This is a genomic window from Novosphingobium humi (genome assembly GCF_028607105.1).
GTDB classification, from domain to species: domain Bacteria; phylum Pseudomonadota; class Alphaproteobacteria; order Sphingomonadales; family Sphingomonadaceae; genus Novosphingobium; species Novosphingobium humi.
Genome location: NZ_CP117418.1, coordinates 328,907 through 345,355, shown reverse-complemented (window position 1 = coordinate 345,355; position 16,449 = coordinate 328,907). Strand labels below are relative to the sequence as shown.

Sequence of the window (16,449 nt, the reverse complement as noted above, 5' to 3'; positions counted from 1 at the left end):
TGCCGCCATGAGGCGCGGCGATAGAAAGGCGCGCATGAACAGGGAGCCGGTGGATTGAACAGCCCGACCAATATCAAGCAACTGGCCGATCTGGCCGGCGTTTCTGCGGGCACGGTGTCACGCGCGCTTTCCGGTTCGGGCCGGGTCAGCCCCAAAACGCGCGAGCGGATCATCACGCTGGCGCAAAAGTTGGGTTATCAGCCCAACCTGCTGGCGCGCAACATGCGGATGCGCAAGACCAGTACGGTGGGCATGCTGGTGCCGCTGGGCCATGATGATCTCCAGCATCTCTCCGACCCGTTTTTCAACACGATGAGCGGCTATCTGGCCGATGCGCTGGCCGATCAGGGCTATGATCTGCTGCTCTCGCGCGTGATCCCCTCCGATGGCCGCTGGATCGAGAATTATGCCCGGTCGGGTCGGGTCGATGGCGTGCTGATCATCGGCCAGTCGAACCAGCTGGCGGTGATCGAGGCGACTTCTTTGGCCTATCATCCGATGGTGGTTTGGGGCGGACAGGTTTCGGGGCAGCACCATTGCTCGGTGGGGTCGGACAATCGTGCGGGCGGGATGATGGCCGCGCGCCATCTGATGGAGCGCGGTTGCCAACGCCTCGCCTATCTGGGCCCGGTTGAGGGGCCGGAATTCGGCGCAAGGCTGGATGGCGTGCGACAGGCGCTGGCGATTGCCGGACGCGGCGAGGAATTGCAGATCATGCCTTCGCATTGCGAACCGGCGGCGGCCTATGACGATGCGCTGGGGCTGCTGCGCGGATTACCGGTGATGCCCGACGGCATCGTGGCGGCATCCGATGTCACCGCGATCAGTGTCATCCGCGCTTTGGGCACGATGGGCCTGCGCGTGCCCGAACAGGTCAAGGTGGTGGGCTATGACGGCCTGCCGCTGGGCGAACTGGTTTCGCCGCCGCTGACCACGATTGACCAGCAATTGCGCCATGGCGCGCGGGTGATGGTCGATCTGTTGCTCAAACGCATGGCGGGCGAGCCGACCAGCAGCGTGCTGATCGACCCGCAGCTTATTCAGCGTGAATCGACCTGAATCCGGCTGGTATCACCCTCCAGACGCAGCGTGAACCATGGCGCAGGGCTGCCGCCAAAGGCGCGGCGGCGGCCCAATGCATCGGAAGGCGCGGCATCCGGCGCAATGCCGGGCAGGTCGGCAAAGCTGGTGACGCGCCCGTCGCCCAGAACCCACCAGCTATAGGCCTGCCAAGGGGCCTCCTCCGGGTTGCCCGCCACCAGCGTGTCGCCATTGATCGGGCGGAACGGCCCAAGGGGCGACGAACCGACCACGCCATACAGGCCGGTGGGCCCCTGCGGCCCATCTGCGGCAAAGACTTTGCGCTGGGTGGACCAGAACAGGTAATATTGGCCGCCGATATAGCGCATATGCGGCCGCTCCAGCTCATTGTTCAGCCCATCGCCGTCCACCACCGGAGCCAAAAGCCGCCACGGCCCATGCGGCCCGGCCAGCGAATGCGCAACCCCGATCACGCCATTCCATGACGAGGCGGAAGCGGCTTTTGACGCGGTGAAGAAAAGGAAATGCTCGCCGCTGCGGGGGTCCTGAAAATAGCAGGGGTCGCGGAAAGCCTTGATCGTGCCCGCGCCCCCTTCGCTGCCCCGAACCTGCAGATAGATTTCGCCGTCGGCCGCGACAGCCTCTTCCGGCTGGGTCCAGTCTTCGATCACGGGTGCATCGCCGCGCCAATGGAGGAACCCTTCCGTCAGAAACAGGCGCTGCTCGAAGGAGGGCTTAGCCTCGTCGCGGCGCCCGGCGGCGGTGAACCAGCACAGGACGCGCCGATCCGCTGCATCATAAAGCGCGCTGCCCGACCATTCGCGGCTGCCCGGCGTGTGGCCGTCGGGAAAGGCGGGGCCGCAATCGACCCAGCCAGAGCCATCGACCGTCTGCAGCAACAGATGGATGCGCGCAATGGCATGGCGGTCTTCGGGATCGGGCAGCACCGGCGCGGCCAGCGCCAGCCAGAGCCACCCTTGCGCAAAGGTATGCGCATAACCGTCCCGATTTTCCACCGGCCACATATCCCAGATATCCAGACCGGGAAGGTACGGCGCGCATGCCTCCGAGCCGAAAGGCGGGATCGTGTTGGCGGGCGTGGGCCGCAGTGCCGCCATATGGTCGGCGGTCCAGCAAAAGGCCGATGGGTGAGGCGAATCAGCCACATGTTGCAAACGTTTGTTCATAAAAGTCCCTCCCCCATTAGGGCAGATCGAGAATAGATAATTTTTATCAACCGTTTAGATCGAGACCTACGCAATCAGACCTCGGACCATCGCCTGGAAAATTCCCCCTAGGCAACGAATGCTATCGATTGTAACAGATGCGCAATCGGTTGTGCAAGAGCAGCGATTCGTTGCAACAGCCGTAAGGAGAGCGGCGCCGCCCCCGGCGCCGGAAAAACACAGGTATGATCCCGGGAGGACGCCATGAAATATTCCGCCATCTTGCTTGCCAGCGCCGCGCTGTTTCCTCTGGCCACTCCTGCCCTTGCGCAGGATGCGGCGGCCGCAAACGATCCGATCACCACCGAAATCGTGGTGACCGCGCAAAAGAGCAGCGAAAAGATCTCCAAGGCGCCGATCGCCGTCAGCGTGGTTTCGCAGGCTGCGCTCGACCGCCAATCGATCACCAGCGCCGATCGGCTGGTCTCCACCGTACCCTCGCTGCAACTCAGCCAGAACGGCTTTGCCATCCGCGGCATCGGCAGCAACAATGCCTTTTCCGGCTATTCCACCGTCGCGACCCAGTTTGACGGGATCTACAATCCCTCCTCGGTGGCGCTGGGTCTGGCCATGTTCGACATCGGCTCGGTCGAGGTGCTGCGCGGGCCGCAGGGCACCGTCTATGGCCGCAACGCCACGGCGGGTGTGGTCAACATCAATTCGGCCGATCCGGGCAGGCATTTCGGCGGCAGCGCCAGCCTGCAATATGGCCGCTTCAACGACATCCGCGCCCAGGCCGCCGTCGACCTGCCGGTCAGCGATACATTCGGCCTGCGCATCGCAGCCTTTCGTCAGGTGAACGATGGCTATGGCGCGCAACTGGGCACCGCGCGCTTTGACCAGACCAATCTGGGCGGCGTGCGCCTGACTGCCAAATGGGCGATCACGCCCACGCTGATATGGCGCGTGTCGGGCTCCTATGCCGAAAACAACGGCACCGTCCCCGCCGTCTATCTGCGCAATTACAATTACTATCCGCAGGCCAATCTGAACACCGGCAGCTTTGGCCCGGTCACGATCGTCCCGACCAGCTTTGACACGGTCAATCCGGGGCTGGATCAGGTCCGCAACAACCGCATCAACGTCAAAAGCTATGATGTACGCTCCAAGCTGATCTGGCAGGCCAGCGACAGCCTCAGCCTCACCTGGCTGGCAGGCTATTCCTCGCTGGTGAACAATGGCGTGGCGGCGGCCTCTGGCGTGTTTTCGCAGGAATATATCAACCACAAGACCAACAGCTGGTCGCACGAACTGGATGTCAATTTCCAGCGCGGCCCGGTCAAGCTGGTGGCGGGCGCCTATATCTATCAGGACGAGATCCCCTCAGGCCAGCGCCTGCTGCATGCGGGCAACACCGCGCCTGCGCCTTTCGCATCCGTCTACAACATCTTCGGCCCGCTGGTGGCCAGCACCGGCAATCAGATCGGCACGATCAACGCCGTGGACGTGGTCAACACCTATTCGGGCGAGGGCAGCAAATCGCGCGCCCTGTTCGGGCAAGGCACCTTCTCATTGACCGAGCGCCTGCGCGCGACCGCGGGCGTGCGCGCCACGTGGGATGATGTGAACGGCCGCGAACAGCAATTGGTCTGCCCCGGCGCCACGGTCACACGGGCCAATATCAACGCATCCTCATGCCCCGGCGGCTTTGCCATCGCCTATACCGATGATCGGGGCCGCGCCGCCGCCAGTTTCAGCAAGGTTAGCTGGAAGGCGGGGCTGGATTATGACCTGACGCCGGGCGTTCTGGCCTATGCCACGGTTTCGACCGGCTATCGCGGCGGCGGCCTGCAATCCAGCGGCAATCCGGTGGCCTATCAGCAATATGCGCCCGAAACCGTGACCAATTATGAAGCAGGCCTGCGCGCCAAACTGCTGGGCGACCGGCTGTTCATCGGCCTGACCGGCTATCAGATGGATTATCAGAACCTTCAGGTTTCCTCGATCGTGGTTGATCCGGTGCAGGGGCCGATTGCCGTCACCACCAATGCCGCCAAGGCGCGCATTCGCGGTGTGGATCTGGAAACCACGTATCGCCCCACCCGCAATGACACGTTCTCGGGCTATCTGGCCTATATGGTGGCGGAATATCGCAGTTTCCCCGGCGCGTCGGACAATCTGCATTCGGCCGACACGATGTATAACATCTTTGCCCCCATCCTTGGCTATGCGGCGATCCCCTCGGCCTCGGCGGATTATTCGGGCAAGCGTCTGACCAATGCGCCGCAATTTTCCGCCCGCTTCAGCTATGCCCACGCCTTTGATCTGGCATCGGGCGGCAAGATCACGCCTTCGGTCGATTTCTATGCCCAGTCCAAAACCTTTGCCAGCAGCGACAATGCCGTGCAGGGCCGCATCGCGGGCTATACCAAGACCGATCTCAACCTGCGCTATGACGAACCGAGCGGCCATGCCTATATCAACCTGTTCATGAACAATGTGGAGGACCGCCGCATCGCCACCACCGTCGTCCCGGTGTGGAGTTCGACCACGGCCAGCTATGCCCCGCCGCGCACCTATGGCGTGCGGATCGGCTTCAAATACTGAAACCATCTTGGCAATTTGCGGCCCGTCGATCATGATGGATCGGCGGGCCTGTGCCGCGCCCGCAAAACGTGTGACGAAAGGAAAGCCCCCTGTTCTGGAACCGCCGCCGCACGATACAGGCCGGATTTGCCGCCCTTGCCGGAGCCGTCATGACCAAGCCTGCCCAAGCCGTCGCGCCTTTGCTGATCCCCGAAGGAGGCGGCCCCCTGCCCCGCCCATGGATCGAGGCGCAGCGCGTGCCTTTGTGGCCAGCGGGCGTTCCGGGCAAGGGTTTTGCCCCCCGCGAACGGCGTGCCGATTGGCCGCAGACCTTTCTGAGCAATATTGCCGAGCCGGAATTGCGCCTGTTCCGCGCCGCGCGGCCCAATGGCAAGGCCTTGCTGGTCATTCCGGGGGGCGCGTATAATTTCGTCTCGATCCGCAATGAAGGCGTCGATGTGGCCCGCGTGTTCAATGCGGCGGGCTATCATGTCTATGTTCTGGTCTATCGCCTTCCCGGCGAGGGCTGGGCCAACCGCGCGGATGTGCCGTTGATGGATGCCCAGCGCGCGATGCGTGTGATCCACTCGCGCGCCGCGCAGGACGGGGTTTCAGACCCCGACATCGCCGTCATCGGCTTTTCCGCCGGGGGCCATCTGGCGGCCTCGCTGCTCACCGAATTTGATGAAAAGCTGGCCCCGCCGGTTGACGCCATCGACGGGCTGGATGCGCGGCCCCATGCCGGGATTCTGGTCTATCCCGTGATCAGCATGACAGTGCCCTATACCCATGTCTGGTCGGCCCAAACCCTGCTTGGCACGGCGCCCGATGCAGCCCTGATCGCGCGCCGCTCGCCGGTCCAGCATGTTACGGCTCAGACACCCCCGGTGTTTCTGGTCCATGCGCTCGACGATGATGCCGTGCCCTATCAGAACAGCCTGATGATGGCCGATGCCCTGACCAAAGCGGGCCATGCGCCCGAAATGCATCTGTTTGCCGAGGGAAAGCATGGTTTCGGCATCGGCCCGTCCAACGGTTCTGCGGGGCAATGGACCGCCTTGGCGCAGAAATGGCTGGAACGGCTGGCTTAGGGCGAATAGAGCCGCCTCAGGCCATTGAGCGCTTTGCTGCGGCGGCGTGGAGGGTAAAGGCCACCGCCGCCAAACCGCTGCCCAGCAGGCAGACGCCTGTCCATTCCATCGTCTGCCAAACGGTGATCGCCAGAGCCGACCCCAAGGCTCCGCCCAGAAACATGCCGCCCATGAACAGTGTGTTGAGCCGCGCACGCGCGTCGGGTTTGAGGGCATAGATGAGGTGCTGGTGGGAAATCAGCGCGCCCTGCACTGCAAGATCGAGCACGATGCATCCCAGCACCAATCCGGCGATGCCGAAGGGAAGGCCGGCGATCGCCATGCCCACAGCCGTCAACAGCGTGCCCGCCACGATGGCCGCGCCCGGACCGCGCCGGTCGGCCAGATGGCCCGCCAGAGGTGCCGCCAGCACCCCTGCGGCCCCCACGATGCCAAACAGCCCCGCCACCGACGGGCCATAGCCCAGCCGCTGCACCTGCAACGCCAGCGTGCTCCAAAAAGCGCTGAAGGCGGCGAAAAGCAGGGCCTGCGTCAGCGTCGAGCGGCGCAGGACCGGCAGGTCACGCCAAAGATGCCACAGGGACGCAACCAGACCGCCATAGGAGAGCCCACCATCCGGTTGGGACTCGGGCAATTTCACCCGCGACAGCCCGGCGGCAAACAGGGCCAAAGGCACGCCCAGCCAGAACATGGCCCGCCACCCGGACTGTTGCGCCACAAAACCGGCCAGCGTGCGGCTGAGCAATATGCCCAGCAACAGCCCGGCCATCACCTTGCCGATCACCGCGCCGCGCTGGGCGGGCGGGGCCACATGCGCGGCCATCGGCACGATCTGCTGCGCCACCGTGGCAAAGGCCCCGACCATCAGCGAACCCAGCAGCAAAGCCGCGCCTGTCGGGGCCAGAGCCGCAAGGCCCAGCGCCACCGACAGGGCCACGAATTGGACAACGATCAACCGCCTGCGTTCCAACAGATCGCCAAGCGGCACCAGCAGGAACAGGCCCAAGGCATAGCCAAGCTGGGTCACCGTGGGCACGAAACCGGCGGCGCCGCCGGGCAGCGCACGCTGGATCAGGCCCAGCATCGGCTGATTATAGTAGATATTGGCCACGGCCAGCCCGGTGGCTGCCGCCATGCTGAAGGTCAGGCCGGGAGGCATGGTCCGGGCGGCCGCGCGAGTCATGACACCACCTCTTGCGCGGCCAGTTCAGCCAAAGTCGGATAATCGGTGTAACCACGGGCATCGCCGCCGTAGAAAGTCTCCGGGTCCGCCTCGTTGAGCGGAGCGTCAATCAGCAGCCGCGCGGGCAGATCGGGATTGGCAATAAACGGGCGGCCAAAGGCAATCAGATCGCCGCGCCCATCGCAGAGCGCCTTTTCCGCATTCCACCTTGTATAGCCGCCCGCCAGAATGATCGGGCCGGAAAAGCGGGCGCGGATGTCCCGCATCAGCGCATCGGCGCGCGGATCGGTTTCGGCGGCGATCTCGCGGCCCTTCACCGCCGGTTCGACCAGATGGAGATAGGCCAGACGGCGTTGCTCCAGTTCGCCGACCACATGCTGAAACAGCGCCTCGGGATCGGCCTCGTCCATGCCGAAAGCCTTGCCCATGGGCGCCAGACGCACCCCTACCCGCTCGCTGCCGATCGCGGCGGCAACCGCATCGACCACTTCGAGCAGCAGCCGCGCGCGGTTTTCCGCCGAACCGCCATAACGATCAGTGCGCCAGTTGCTCGCGCTGTTGAGGAACTGGTCGAGCAGATAGCCGTTGGCCGCGTGCAGTTCCACGCCATCCAGCCCGGCGGCCATCGCATTGCGGGCGGCCTGAACATAATCGGCGATGATCATCTGGATGCCCGCGATGCTCAATTCCTGAGGCTCGGGCACATCGACGAAATTGCCCTTGCCGTCGGGACCGGGGATGAAGGCCTTGGCCGGGACCGGCATGATCGTGGGGGCGACAGGGCGCGCCCCGCCCGGCTGGAACACGCCATGCGATATGCGCCCGACATGCCAAAGCTGCATCACGATGCGCCCGCCCTCCTGATGCACGGCCTCGGCCACCTTGGCCCAACCTTCGATCTGGGCAGGCGTGTGGATGCCGGGGGTCCAGGCATAGCCTTGGCCCTGCTGGGAAATCTGGGTGCCTTCGGTGATGATCAGCGCGGCCGAGGCGCGCTGGCGATAATAGTCGATGGCCAGCGGCGACGGCACATTGCCCGGTGCCGCGCGCGAGCGGGTGAGCGGCGCCATAACGATCCGGCTGGGCAGATCGAGCGCGCCGATGCGGATGGGGGTAAAGAGCAGGTCGGTCATCGTATGGGCTCTTGGTTGGGACAGCGCCGTAGTAGCGGGTCCAAGGTTGGTGCCTGTGATGTGCACCCGTTCGAAGACTTTGATAATCAGGCTATTTCTGTGAACATCTTTGCGATTTACGCAAAGATCAAATTGCGCGATCCCAATAGGGCGGCGCGCCGAAACGTTCGGCCAGAAAATCGACGAAGGCGCGCACCTTGGGCGATTCCTTGCGATCGGGCAGATAAAGAGCGTGGATGCCGCCATCGGGCAGGGCGGTCGCGCCCGGCCGACTGATATCCGCCTGCCAGTCGGTCAGCACCGGCTGCAACATGCCTTGCGCAATCTCCTCGCCCACCAGCCATGTGGGCAGCATGACCAGCCCGAAACCGGCCAACGCGGCCTCTTTCAGGGCCTCGGCCTGATTGGCGCGCAGCGGGCCCTTGACCCGGACCTGTTCGGCACGCTGGCCCTGACTGAAGCGCCAGAGCCTCTCGCCATCGGCAAAGGCGAATGTCAGGCAGGCATGGGTGGCGATATCCTGCGGCGCGGCGGGAGCGCCATGCTGCGCCAGATAGGCCGGGCTGGCGCAGACGATGCGGCGATGCGGCGCCAATCGCCGCGCGATCAGGCTGGAGGAATCCAGCGCCCCCAGCCGCACCGCGACATCAATCCGCTGCTCTACCAGATTGACCAAAGCATCGCTCATCACCAGATCCAGCTCGATCAGCGGAAATTCCGCCATGAAGCGCGGCAGGAAGGGCGTGATATGCATCCGGGCAAAGGAGGCGGGCAGGCTGACCCGCAAACGGCCGCGCGGCGGGCCTTCGCGCTCGCGCACGCGGCTGTTGGCCTCGTCCAGTTCGGCCAGCAGGCGGGTTGCGCGCGGGTAATAGCTCTCTCCGGCCGCCGTGAGCGAAACATTGCGCGTGGAGCGGTTGAGCAGGCTGACCCCCAGCGCGGATTCCAGCGCATCAACGTGGCGGGTAAAGGACGATGCCGCCTGACCCGCCCGGCGTGCAGCAGGCGCAAAGCCGCCTTCCTCCACCACCGCCACAAAGGCCCGCAGGGCTGCGAACATATCCATCGCCTTGTCTTAGCCGGTGCATCAGACCAGGAAAAGCCCCGACCATGCCCCGGCAACACCGACATTTGCCTTGCCGCCCTTTTCCCCCTGCACGGCGCCGATGGCAATATTCTGCGCTGGCACCCGGCGCATGAGAGTGCCAGAATGTCCATATAAACGATAGGCTTAACCTGATTTTCGCCTCATTTTCGGCTTGACACCGGGGCCGGAATTACAAATCCTGCGGCAACAGCCAAGCCAACAGGGATGACCAACACAGCAGGAGATCGGTATATGGGCGGACACGACGAGTTTGCACGGCAATTGCAAGGCTATGGGCTCTCCACCGCGGAAATCAGCTATTTCATGCCCGACTATCCCTCGCTGCTCCAGATTTTCGTTTGGCAATTCTACGATGAAGCGCCGCATTTCCCCGAATTGCGCCGGTTTCTCGACGCATGGCGGCGCGATATCGAGGCGGTGCTGCATTCGGTGCGCTTCGTCCACGACCGGCTGCTGGGGCCGCGTGTGTGGCATCCCAAGGGCGGGATCATCACGATACAATAGACTTGTTGTCGGGATGACTTGAAAAACCGGCAGGGTCATGCCCATTTCGCGACCATGTCGAACATCGCGCCCCACCGCCCGCCCAACCGCATTCTTGGATTTGTTCTGCGCTGGCTGTTTCTGACCGGTTGCATCGCCGCGCTCATGTTCCTGTGGCACGGGCTCAACACAGGGGCCGACGGCACCGGCCGGCGCGCCATCACGCCGCGCGGCGATCTGGCCGCGGACGAGAAATCGACCATCGCCCTGTTCGAACAGGCGCGCGGCTCGGTCGTCTCCATCGCCACAAGGCAGTGGGTCGAGGACGTCTGGACCCGCAACGTCTTTTCCGTGCCGCAGGGCACCGGGTCGGGCATGATCTGGGACGGCGCGGGCCATGTCGTGACCAATTATCACGTCATTCGCGGGGCGTCCGAGGCCACTATCCGTCTTGCCGATGGCCGCAAATTCCGCGCAGCCCTTGTGGGCGCCAGCCCCGAAAATGACATTGCGGTGCTCAAAATCGGCGTCAGCTTCAAGGCCCCGCCCGCCATTCCGGTCGGCACAAGCGGCGATCTGAAAGTGGGTCAGCGGGTCTTTGCCATCGGCAACCCCTTCGGCCTTGACTGGACGCTGACCACAGGCATCGTTTCGGCGCTGGACCGGACCTTGCCCGATGAACAGGGCGGCGCGGTTGAGCATCTGATCCAGACCGACGCGGCGATCAATCCGGGCAATTCGGGCGGGCCGCTGCTGGATTCGAGCGGGCGCCTGATCGGCATGAACACCATGATCTACAGCCCATCGGGCGCATCGGCGGGGATCGGTTTTGCCGTGCCGGTGGACAAGCTGATGCAGATCGTTCCGCGCATCATCCAATCGGGCCGCTGAACCCGGCCGCCGCGCAAGATCTCAAGGCAGCAGCGCCGCCTTTGCCGAGGCTCAGGCGAGATGGGAGAGCTTTTCGGCGTAAAGGCGGGGCAGGCAACGCCCGGTTCATCCACACAGTTCGACGGGATCGCGCTGCTGCGCCATGTCTGTTGCGGTGGGGTGGGAGCAGGGAACGACGCCCCGAGAAATCTCTGTGCAGGAATGAGAGAACACGCTGGAAAACGGCGTATGATAGCGCTATCTTAGGTTGGAAAGCAGCCCCGGCGCGCTGTTCTCCGTCATTCTTGTTTCAACATGCAGGCTGTCCATGATCCTTCGCATGCCCCTCGGCTTGGCCGCCGCCCTCTCCCTTCTCTCCCTGCCCTTCGCCGCCCGGGCGGAGGATGGCCATCAGCTTTGGCTGCGCTATCCCAGCGCCGCGGTCGGCCGCGCCGGTAGCGCCGCGATTTCCGCGCCTGACACCCACAACCGGCCCAGTCTGGCTCTGGCCATCGCCGAGTTGCAACGCGGCCTTCCGGCAAGGGCCAGACAGGGCCGGTTTCATCTGACAACGCCCGCCGATGGATCATGGCCCGCCCGCTATGATGGTCTTGGCACGGATGGCTTCGCGCTTTCCAGCCGCAAGCTGGCTGGACGCACCGAAACAAGGATTGCGGCCAAGACCGATTTGGGCCTGCTCTACGGCGTGTTTCATTACCTGCGGCTTGCTCACAGCGGGGCGGATTTGGGGCGGCTGGATCTGGTTTCCTCGCCGCGCATCGCGCTGCGCGTGCTGGACCACTGGGACAATCTGGATGGCACGGTCGAGCGCGGCTATGCCGGGGCCTCGATCTGGGACTGGTGGCGCCTGCCCGACTGGCGAGATCCGATCTATACCGAATATGCGCGGGCCAATGCCTCGGTCGGGATCAATGGCGCCGTGCTCAACAATGTCAACGCCAAGGCCGACAGCCTGACCGCGCCCTATATCGCCAAGGCGGCGGCGCTGGCCGATGTGTTCAGGCCGTGGGGGATCAAGGTCTATCTCTCGGCGCGCTGGTCGGCTCCCATCGAACTGGGCGGGCTGAAGACGGCCGATCCGCTTGATCCGGCGGTGGCGGCATGGTGGCGGGCCAAGGCCGATGAAATCTATCGCGCCATTCCCGATTTCGGCGGCTTTCTGGTCAAGGCCAACAGCGAGGGCCAGCCCGGCCCCGCCGATTACCACCGCACCCATGCGCAGGGCGCCAATATGCTGGCCGTGGCGCTGCGGCCCCATGGCGGGGTGGTGATGTGGCGCGCCTTTGTCTATGCCCATGACAATCCGGAGGATCGCGCCAAACAGGCCTATAATGATTTCAAGCCGTTGGACGGCCAGTTTGCCGACAATGTGCTGGTGCAGGTCAAGAACGGCGCCATCGATTTCCAGCCACGCGAACCCTTTCATCCGCTGTTTGGCGCCATGCCGCGCACCAATCTGATGATGGAGTTCCAGATCACCAAGGAATATCTGGGCCAATCGACGCATCTGACCTATCTCGGCCCCCTGTTCTCCGAGGCCCTGCATGCCGATACGCTGAGCAAAGGCGCAGGCTCCACCGTGGCGCGGGTGGTGGATGGATCGCTGGATGGACATCGGCTGACGGGCATTGCGGGTGTGGCCAATATCGGAGCGAACCGCGACTGGTCAGGCTCGATTTTCAATCAGGCGGACTGGTATGCCTTTGGCCGTCTGGCATGGGACCCTGACCTCTCGCCCAAGGCCATTGCGCGCGAATGGGCGGCGCAGACCTTCTCGCCCGCGCCCAAGGTGGTGGATGCCGTCACCGCCATCATGATGCCCTCGCGCGAGGCGGCGGTGGATTACATGACCCCGCTGGGCCTGGCCCATCAGATGAGCGTCTATGGCCATTACGGCCCCGGCCCCTGGGTCAACACGCTGGCCCGCCCGGAATGGAATCCGGTCTATTACAACCGCGCCGATGCGCAGGGCATCGGCTTTGACCGCACCGCCAGCGGCAGCAATGCCATCGCCCAATATGCCCCCGCCATCGCGGCCAGACTGGCCCGGCCCGAAGCCACCGATGAGAAGGATCTCCTGTGGTTTCACCATTTGCCATGGACCTATCGCATGAGAGATGGGGCGACGCTGTGGGATGATCTGGTGCGCCATTATGATCGGGGCGTGGCGGGGGTGGAGAGCATGCAGGCGCAATGGCAGGCTTTGAAACCCGCCATGGATGCCGAAAGGTTTGAAAAGACCCGCGTGTTTTTGACCATCCAACGCCGCGATGCGCAATTGTGGCGCGACGCCTCGATCGCCTATTGGCAATCGCTCAACCACCTGCCCCTGCCTGCGGGCAGCGCTCAGCCCGCGCATGATCTGGGCTGGTACAAGGCGCTGAGTTTCCCCTATGCGCCGGGCAATCCATAAAACAAAGCCATGGCGCGAAGGGCGGCAAACCTTCGCGCCATGGCGCCTTGTGGCGGGCGAGATACGGCTTCGCCCGCCGCGTGATCCGGCCCGAAGGGAGGAGGGGCAGGCCGGATTATCGCAACATCAGTATTTGAAACGCACGCCTGCGCGGAACACCCGCCCGATCTGGTCATACAGCGCGGGATTGTTGAAGATGTAATTACGTGCCGGGGTGCGGTTGGTCACATTATCAACCTTGAAATAGGCGGTGACCTCCTTGGTGATGTTCACCGATCCACCCATGTCCAGATAGAAAGCGCCGGCCATGAAATTCTGGTCGATGGTGGGATTGTTGGCGGTCGAAGCGGGGCATGTGCCGGGGCTGCACACGACATAATTGTTGGCAAATGTCCCGTTGCTGAACCAGCGTTCCTGGACCATCAGCGAGAATTTGTCATTGTCATAGCTTTGCACCGCCAGCCATTTCCAATGCGGCGTGTTGCCCAGATTGGACCCGGCGCTGTCGATGGGGATCGTGCCGGGCAGACCCGTGTCGGTGATATAGTTGATGACATGCGTGGCCAGCGCGCGCAGCGTGAAATTGCCCGGCAGACCCAGCGGGTTGCGCCAACGATAGCTGGCCTCGATGTCAAAGCCCTCGGTCTTGATCGAGGCCAGGTTAAAGGGCTGGACATTGATGTAATTGCCGCCCGCCGGATTGTTCAGATTGAACGAATTGCAGGTCTGTGGAAGCACGTTCTGATAGCAATATTGCACCATGTCATTGGCACCGATCGAGGAGATCACGCCGTTGAGCTTGAGCTTGTAATAGTCGAACGAGATGTTCAGCCCCGGCATCCATGACGGATTGGCCAAAGCCACGCCAAAGGTCGTGTTGCGCGCGATTTCCGGCTTCAGATTGGGATTGCCCACCACGCTCTGGATGACCAGCGTGGTCGTATTGTGGAAGGGGTCAAAGAAATTGGGCAGCGTTGTGGTGACAGGCGCGGCGAACATTTCCGACAGGTTGGGCGCGCGCACATCGCGCGATGTCACCCCGCGCAGCCGCAGGCCGTCGATGGGCAGATCCCATGTGCCGCCCACTTTCCACGCTGTGACCGTGCCCGATGTGCTGTAATTGGTGACACGCACCGCGCCGTTCAAATTGGCATGGCCCATGGCGTCGGAGTTGATGACCGGCAGATTGGCCTCGAAAAAGCCTTCCTTGACGCTATAGGCGCCGCCACCGTTCTTGTAATTGCCCGCATACCAGTTGTTGCCCCCCGCGATCAGCACCGGGTCGGCCGGATAATTGCCGCCTGCGGGTGTGTTGGCAAAGCCCGCGCCATAGGGATCGGCGTCCACGCGATAGAATTCATGGCGGAATTCCCCGCCAAAGGCGATGGAAAGCGGCCCCGCCCACAGATCCACCGGCGAACCGGAGAAGCTGATGCTGGCCACGTCCTGGGTCTGGCGGGTGCGCTGATAGGGGCCAAATTGCGGCACGACATAGGCCAGCGAGGCCGCCGAAGGCTGACCGCCCAGAATGTTGAGCGGTTGGCACCCATTGGCCCGCGCCACCGGATCGCGGCAGACAATCGCGCCATTGAGCGTGATCGCGTCAATCGCCTGATTGAAACGCGAGGTCAGCAGGATATTGCGGACATCAATATCGCTGTAATTGGTGCCGTGCTCGCCATAGATGTCGTATTTCCAGTCCTTGCCCGCCAGCGTGAAGGTCCCCTTGCCGCCCAGCACGAAACGGTACTGGCGCCGCTCGGTGTAGACCTGCGTGTTGCCCAACGCGGCATTGCTGGTGCCAAAGCGGAAGCTGGTGATACCGGCATTGGTGCAGGCGTTCTGGACCAGCGCGGGCACGAAAGGATTGGCGCACTGAATCGTCAGGCCCGGCTTGTTCATCCCGTTGACCGGCTGGTTATGGGTGTTCACCTTGCCGACATTGACGGTCAGATAAATCTCGTTGCGATTGTCGAGTTCAAAGCCCACCCGGCCATAGGTGTTGAGGCGCTCGATGCTGGATTGCAGCGAGCGGCCAGAATCAACATTGCCCGACAGATCGCCGCCAAGACAAAAGCCGGGATAGCACCCCGACACCGTGCCCGCCGCATCGCGCTGGGGCACGCCGCCCGAGCCATATTGGAACTGGAACGGATTGCCGCGTGCGTCAAAGGCGATGCCCTGCAGCGGGCCCGCCGTGATCAGGCCATATTTGGTGAAAGAGATCGACTGGGCTAGATCGCGCACCACATATTGCGGCGATCCGTCATTCAGCACGCCGCGGTTGATCTGCGTCGTCTGGGCAAACCAGTCGCGGCCATTGGCCAGCCCGATGCCGAAGTCACCGCCGCCGATGCCCGCCTCGTTGCTGTATTCGACGCTGCCCACCACATGCAGGCGGTCCTGCAGGAAGCTGGTGCCTCCGGCCAATTGCACCTGATATTGCGCGTCATCGCCATAGGTGGTGATGCCGCCCTGAACATTGCCCTTCAGGCCTTTGAAATGCCCGTCGGTGATGAAATTGACCACCCCGCCAACGGCGTCCGAGCCATAGGAGGCCGAAGCGCCGCCATTGACGACATCGACCCGCTGGATCAGCAATTGCGGAAACAGACTGATATCGGGGACACCCGTGACATTGGCCCCCACCACGCGCTGGCCGTCCAGCAGCGTCAGCGTCCGGATCGCGCCCACGCCGCGCAGCGAGAAGGAACTGAGCCCTTGCTGACCGCTTGAGGTGCTGAACGTGTTGACCTGCGTGCCGGTCGAACCCTGAAGCGAGGGCAATTGCGCGATCGTGGTGAACACATTGGGCTGGGCATTGGCGGCAAGGCTGGTGGCGTCCAGAATTGTGGTCGGGGTGGGCGCCTTGAAGCCGCTGGCCGTGATGCGGGTGCCGGTGACGATGATGTCATGGTCCGATTTGGGCGCCTCCTGCCTCGATTCGGGCAACGCCCCGGCGGGCGCAGGCTGTTGCTGCGCCATGGCGGCCACCGGCATAAGCCCTATTGCCAAGGCCGCCGCGCGCAAGGCCGTTCCGCACAGAAGGATATTGTGATGCTTGGGTGTTTTCAGGCTCATGTACCTCTCCAGGACATTTATTTTTTGCAGATGCCAATTGGGCGAACGTTTTGCGGGAGTCTTGAGGATGGATGGCAACTCTCGCTTTGAACGCCTTTTGTTAGTTAACGTTAACATCATTCGTAACGCGGGAAGGCACCCCTGTCAATCGGGCGATTTTTGGGTTGTATTCTGAAAAAAACTCTTGATAAGAGAAGATGCAATTGCCGTAAAAACCGGCAAAACCGGGTGGGTCTGAAAGGTTTAATGTTTACGTTATCATCATGTCGCGCG

At 63.1% G+C, this 16,449-nt stretch carries 10 protein-coding genes and 1 pseudogene; 6 read left to right on the top strand and 5 right to left on the bottom strand.

Annotated features, from left to right (window positions below; all coding sequences use genetic code 11):
• Window positions 1–54: 54 nt before the first annotated feature.
• Window positions 55–1,059 (top strand): LacI family DNA-binding transcriptional regulator, encoded by a 1,005-nt coding sequence (locus tag PQ457_RS17525; protein WP_273620136.1) that lies wholly within the window; start codon window positions 55–57, stop codon window positions 1,057–1,059.
• Here PQ457_RS17525 and PQ457_RS17520 read toward each other — a convergent pair.
• The gene (locus PQ457_RS17520; RefSeq protein ID WP_273620135.1) at window positions 1,041–2,207 is read right to left on the bottom strand and encodes a glycoside hydrolase family 68 protein; all 1,167 of its coding nucleotides are present in this window, start codon (window positions 2,205–2,207) and stop codon (window positions 1,041–1,043) included. The two genes, PQ457_RS17525 and PQ457_RS17520, sit on opposite strands and share 19 nt — an antisense overlap.
• A 264-nt stretch (window positions 2,208–2,471) precedes the next feature.
• Here PQ457_RS17520 and PQ457_RS17515 point away from each other — a divergent pair, with 264 nt between their 5' ends.
• Together PQ457_RS17515 and PQ457_RS17510 are read left to right on the top strand one after the other, a co-directional pair.
• Complete coding sequence (locus PQ457_RS17515) at window positions 2,472–4,814, top strand: TonB-dependent receptor (protein ID WP_273620134.1); 2,343 nt, start codon at window positions 2,472–2,474, stop codon at window positions 4,812–4,814.
• 149 nt (window positions 4,815–4,963) lie between these two features.
• Window positions 4,964–5,884, top strand: coding sequence for an alpha/beta hydrolase (locus PQ457_RS17510; RefSeq protein ID WP_273620133.1), 921 nt, complete (start codon window positions 4,964–4,966; stop codon window positions 5,882–5,884).
• A 16-nt stretch (window positions 5,885–5,900) separates the two neighbouring features.
• On the opposite strand, the gene PQ457_RS17505 is transcribed toward PQ457_RS17510, so the two are convergent.
• The 3 genes from PQ457_RS17505 to PQ457_RS17495 all read right to left on the bottom strand — a co-directional run bounded on the left by PQ457_RS17505 (window position 5,901) and on the right by PQ457_RS17495 (window position 9,260).
• On the bottom strand, window positions 5,901–7,067 hold the full coding sequence (locus PQ457_RS17505) for an MFS transporter (protein WP_273620132.1): 1,167 nt from the start codon (window positions 7,065–7,067) through the stop codon (window positions 5,901–5,903).
• Window positions 7,064–8,200 carry an alkene reductase gene (locus PQ457_RS17500; RefSeq protein WP_273620131.1) on the bottom strand — a complete coding sequence of 379 codons (1,137 nt, stop codon included), beginning with the start codon at window positions 8,198–8,200 and terminating at the stop codon, window positions 7,064–7,066. The genes PQ457_RS17505 and PQ457_RS17500 overlap by 4 nt, the downstream gene beginning before the upstream one ends.
• Window positions 8,201–8,327: 127 nt before the next feature.
• Window positions 8,328–9,260, bottom strand: a complete 933-nt coding sequence (locus PQ457_RS17495; protein WP_337958502.1) for a LysR family transcriptional regulator — start codon at window positions 9,258–9,260, stop codon at window positions 8,328–8,330.
• Between the two features lie 279 nt (window positions 9,261–9,539).
• Between PQ457_RS17495 and PQ457_RS17490 the strand changes: the two genes are divergently transcribed.
• The 3 genes and pseudogenes from PQ457_RS17490 (at window position 9,540) to PQ457_RS17480 (ending at window position 13,095) form a co-directional block, all read left to right on the top strand.
• Window positions 9,540–9,812: a protein usg gene (locus PQ457_RS17490; protein WP_273620129.1), complete on the top strand. Its 273-nt coding sequence runs from the start codon at window positions 9,540–9,542 to the stop codon at window positions 9,810–9,812.
• Window positions 9,813–9,866: 54 nt separating this feature from the next.
• Window positions 9,867–10,856: pseudogene (locus tag PQ457_RS17485) on the top strand (S1C family serine protease); the annotation flags it as partial.
• Window positions 10,857–10,989: 133 nt separating this feature from the next.
• Complete coding sequence (locus tag PQ457_RS17480; RefSeq protein ID WP_420541006.1) at window positions 10,990–13,095, top strand: alpha-glucuronidase family glycosyl hydrolase; 2,106 nt, start codon at window positions 10,990–10,992, stop codon at window positions 13,093–13,095.
• A gap of 126 nt (window positions 13,096–13,221) precedes the next feature.
• Here PQ457_RS17480 and PQ457_RS17475 read toward each other — a convergent pair whose 3' ends face one another.
• Window positions 13,222–16,176 carry a TonB-dependent receptor plug domain-containing protein gene (locus PQ457_RS17475; RefSeq protein WP_273620127.1) on the bottom strand — a complete coding sequence of 985 codons (2,955 nt, stop codon included), beginning with the start codon at window positions 16,174–16,176 and terminating at the stop codon, window positions 13,222–13,224.
• Window positions 16,177–16,449: the final 273 nt, after the last annotated feature.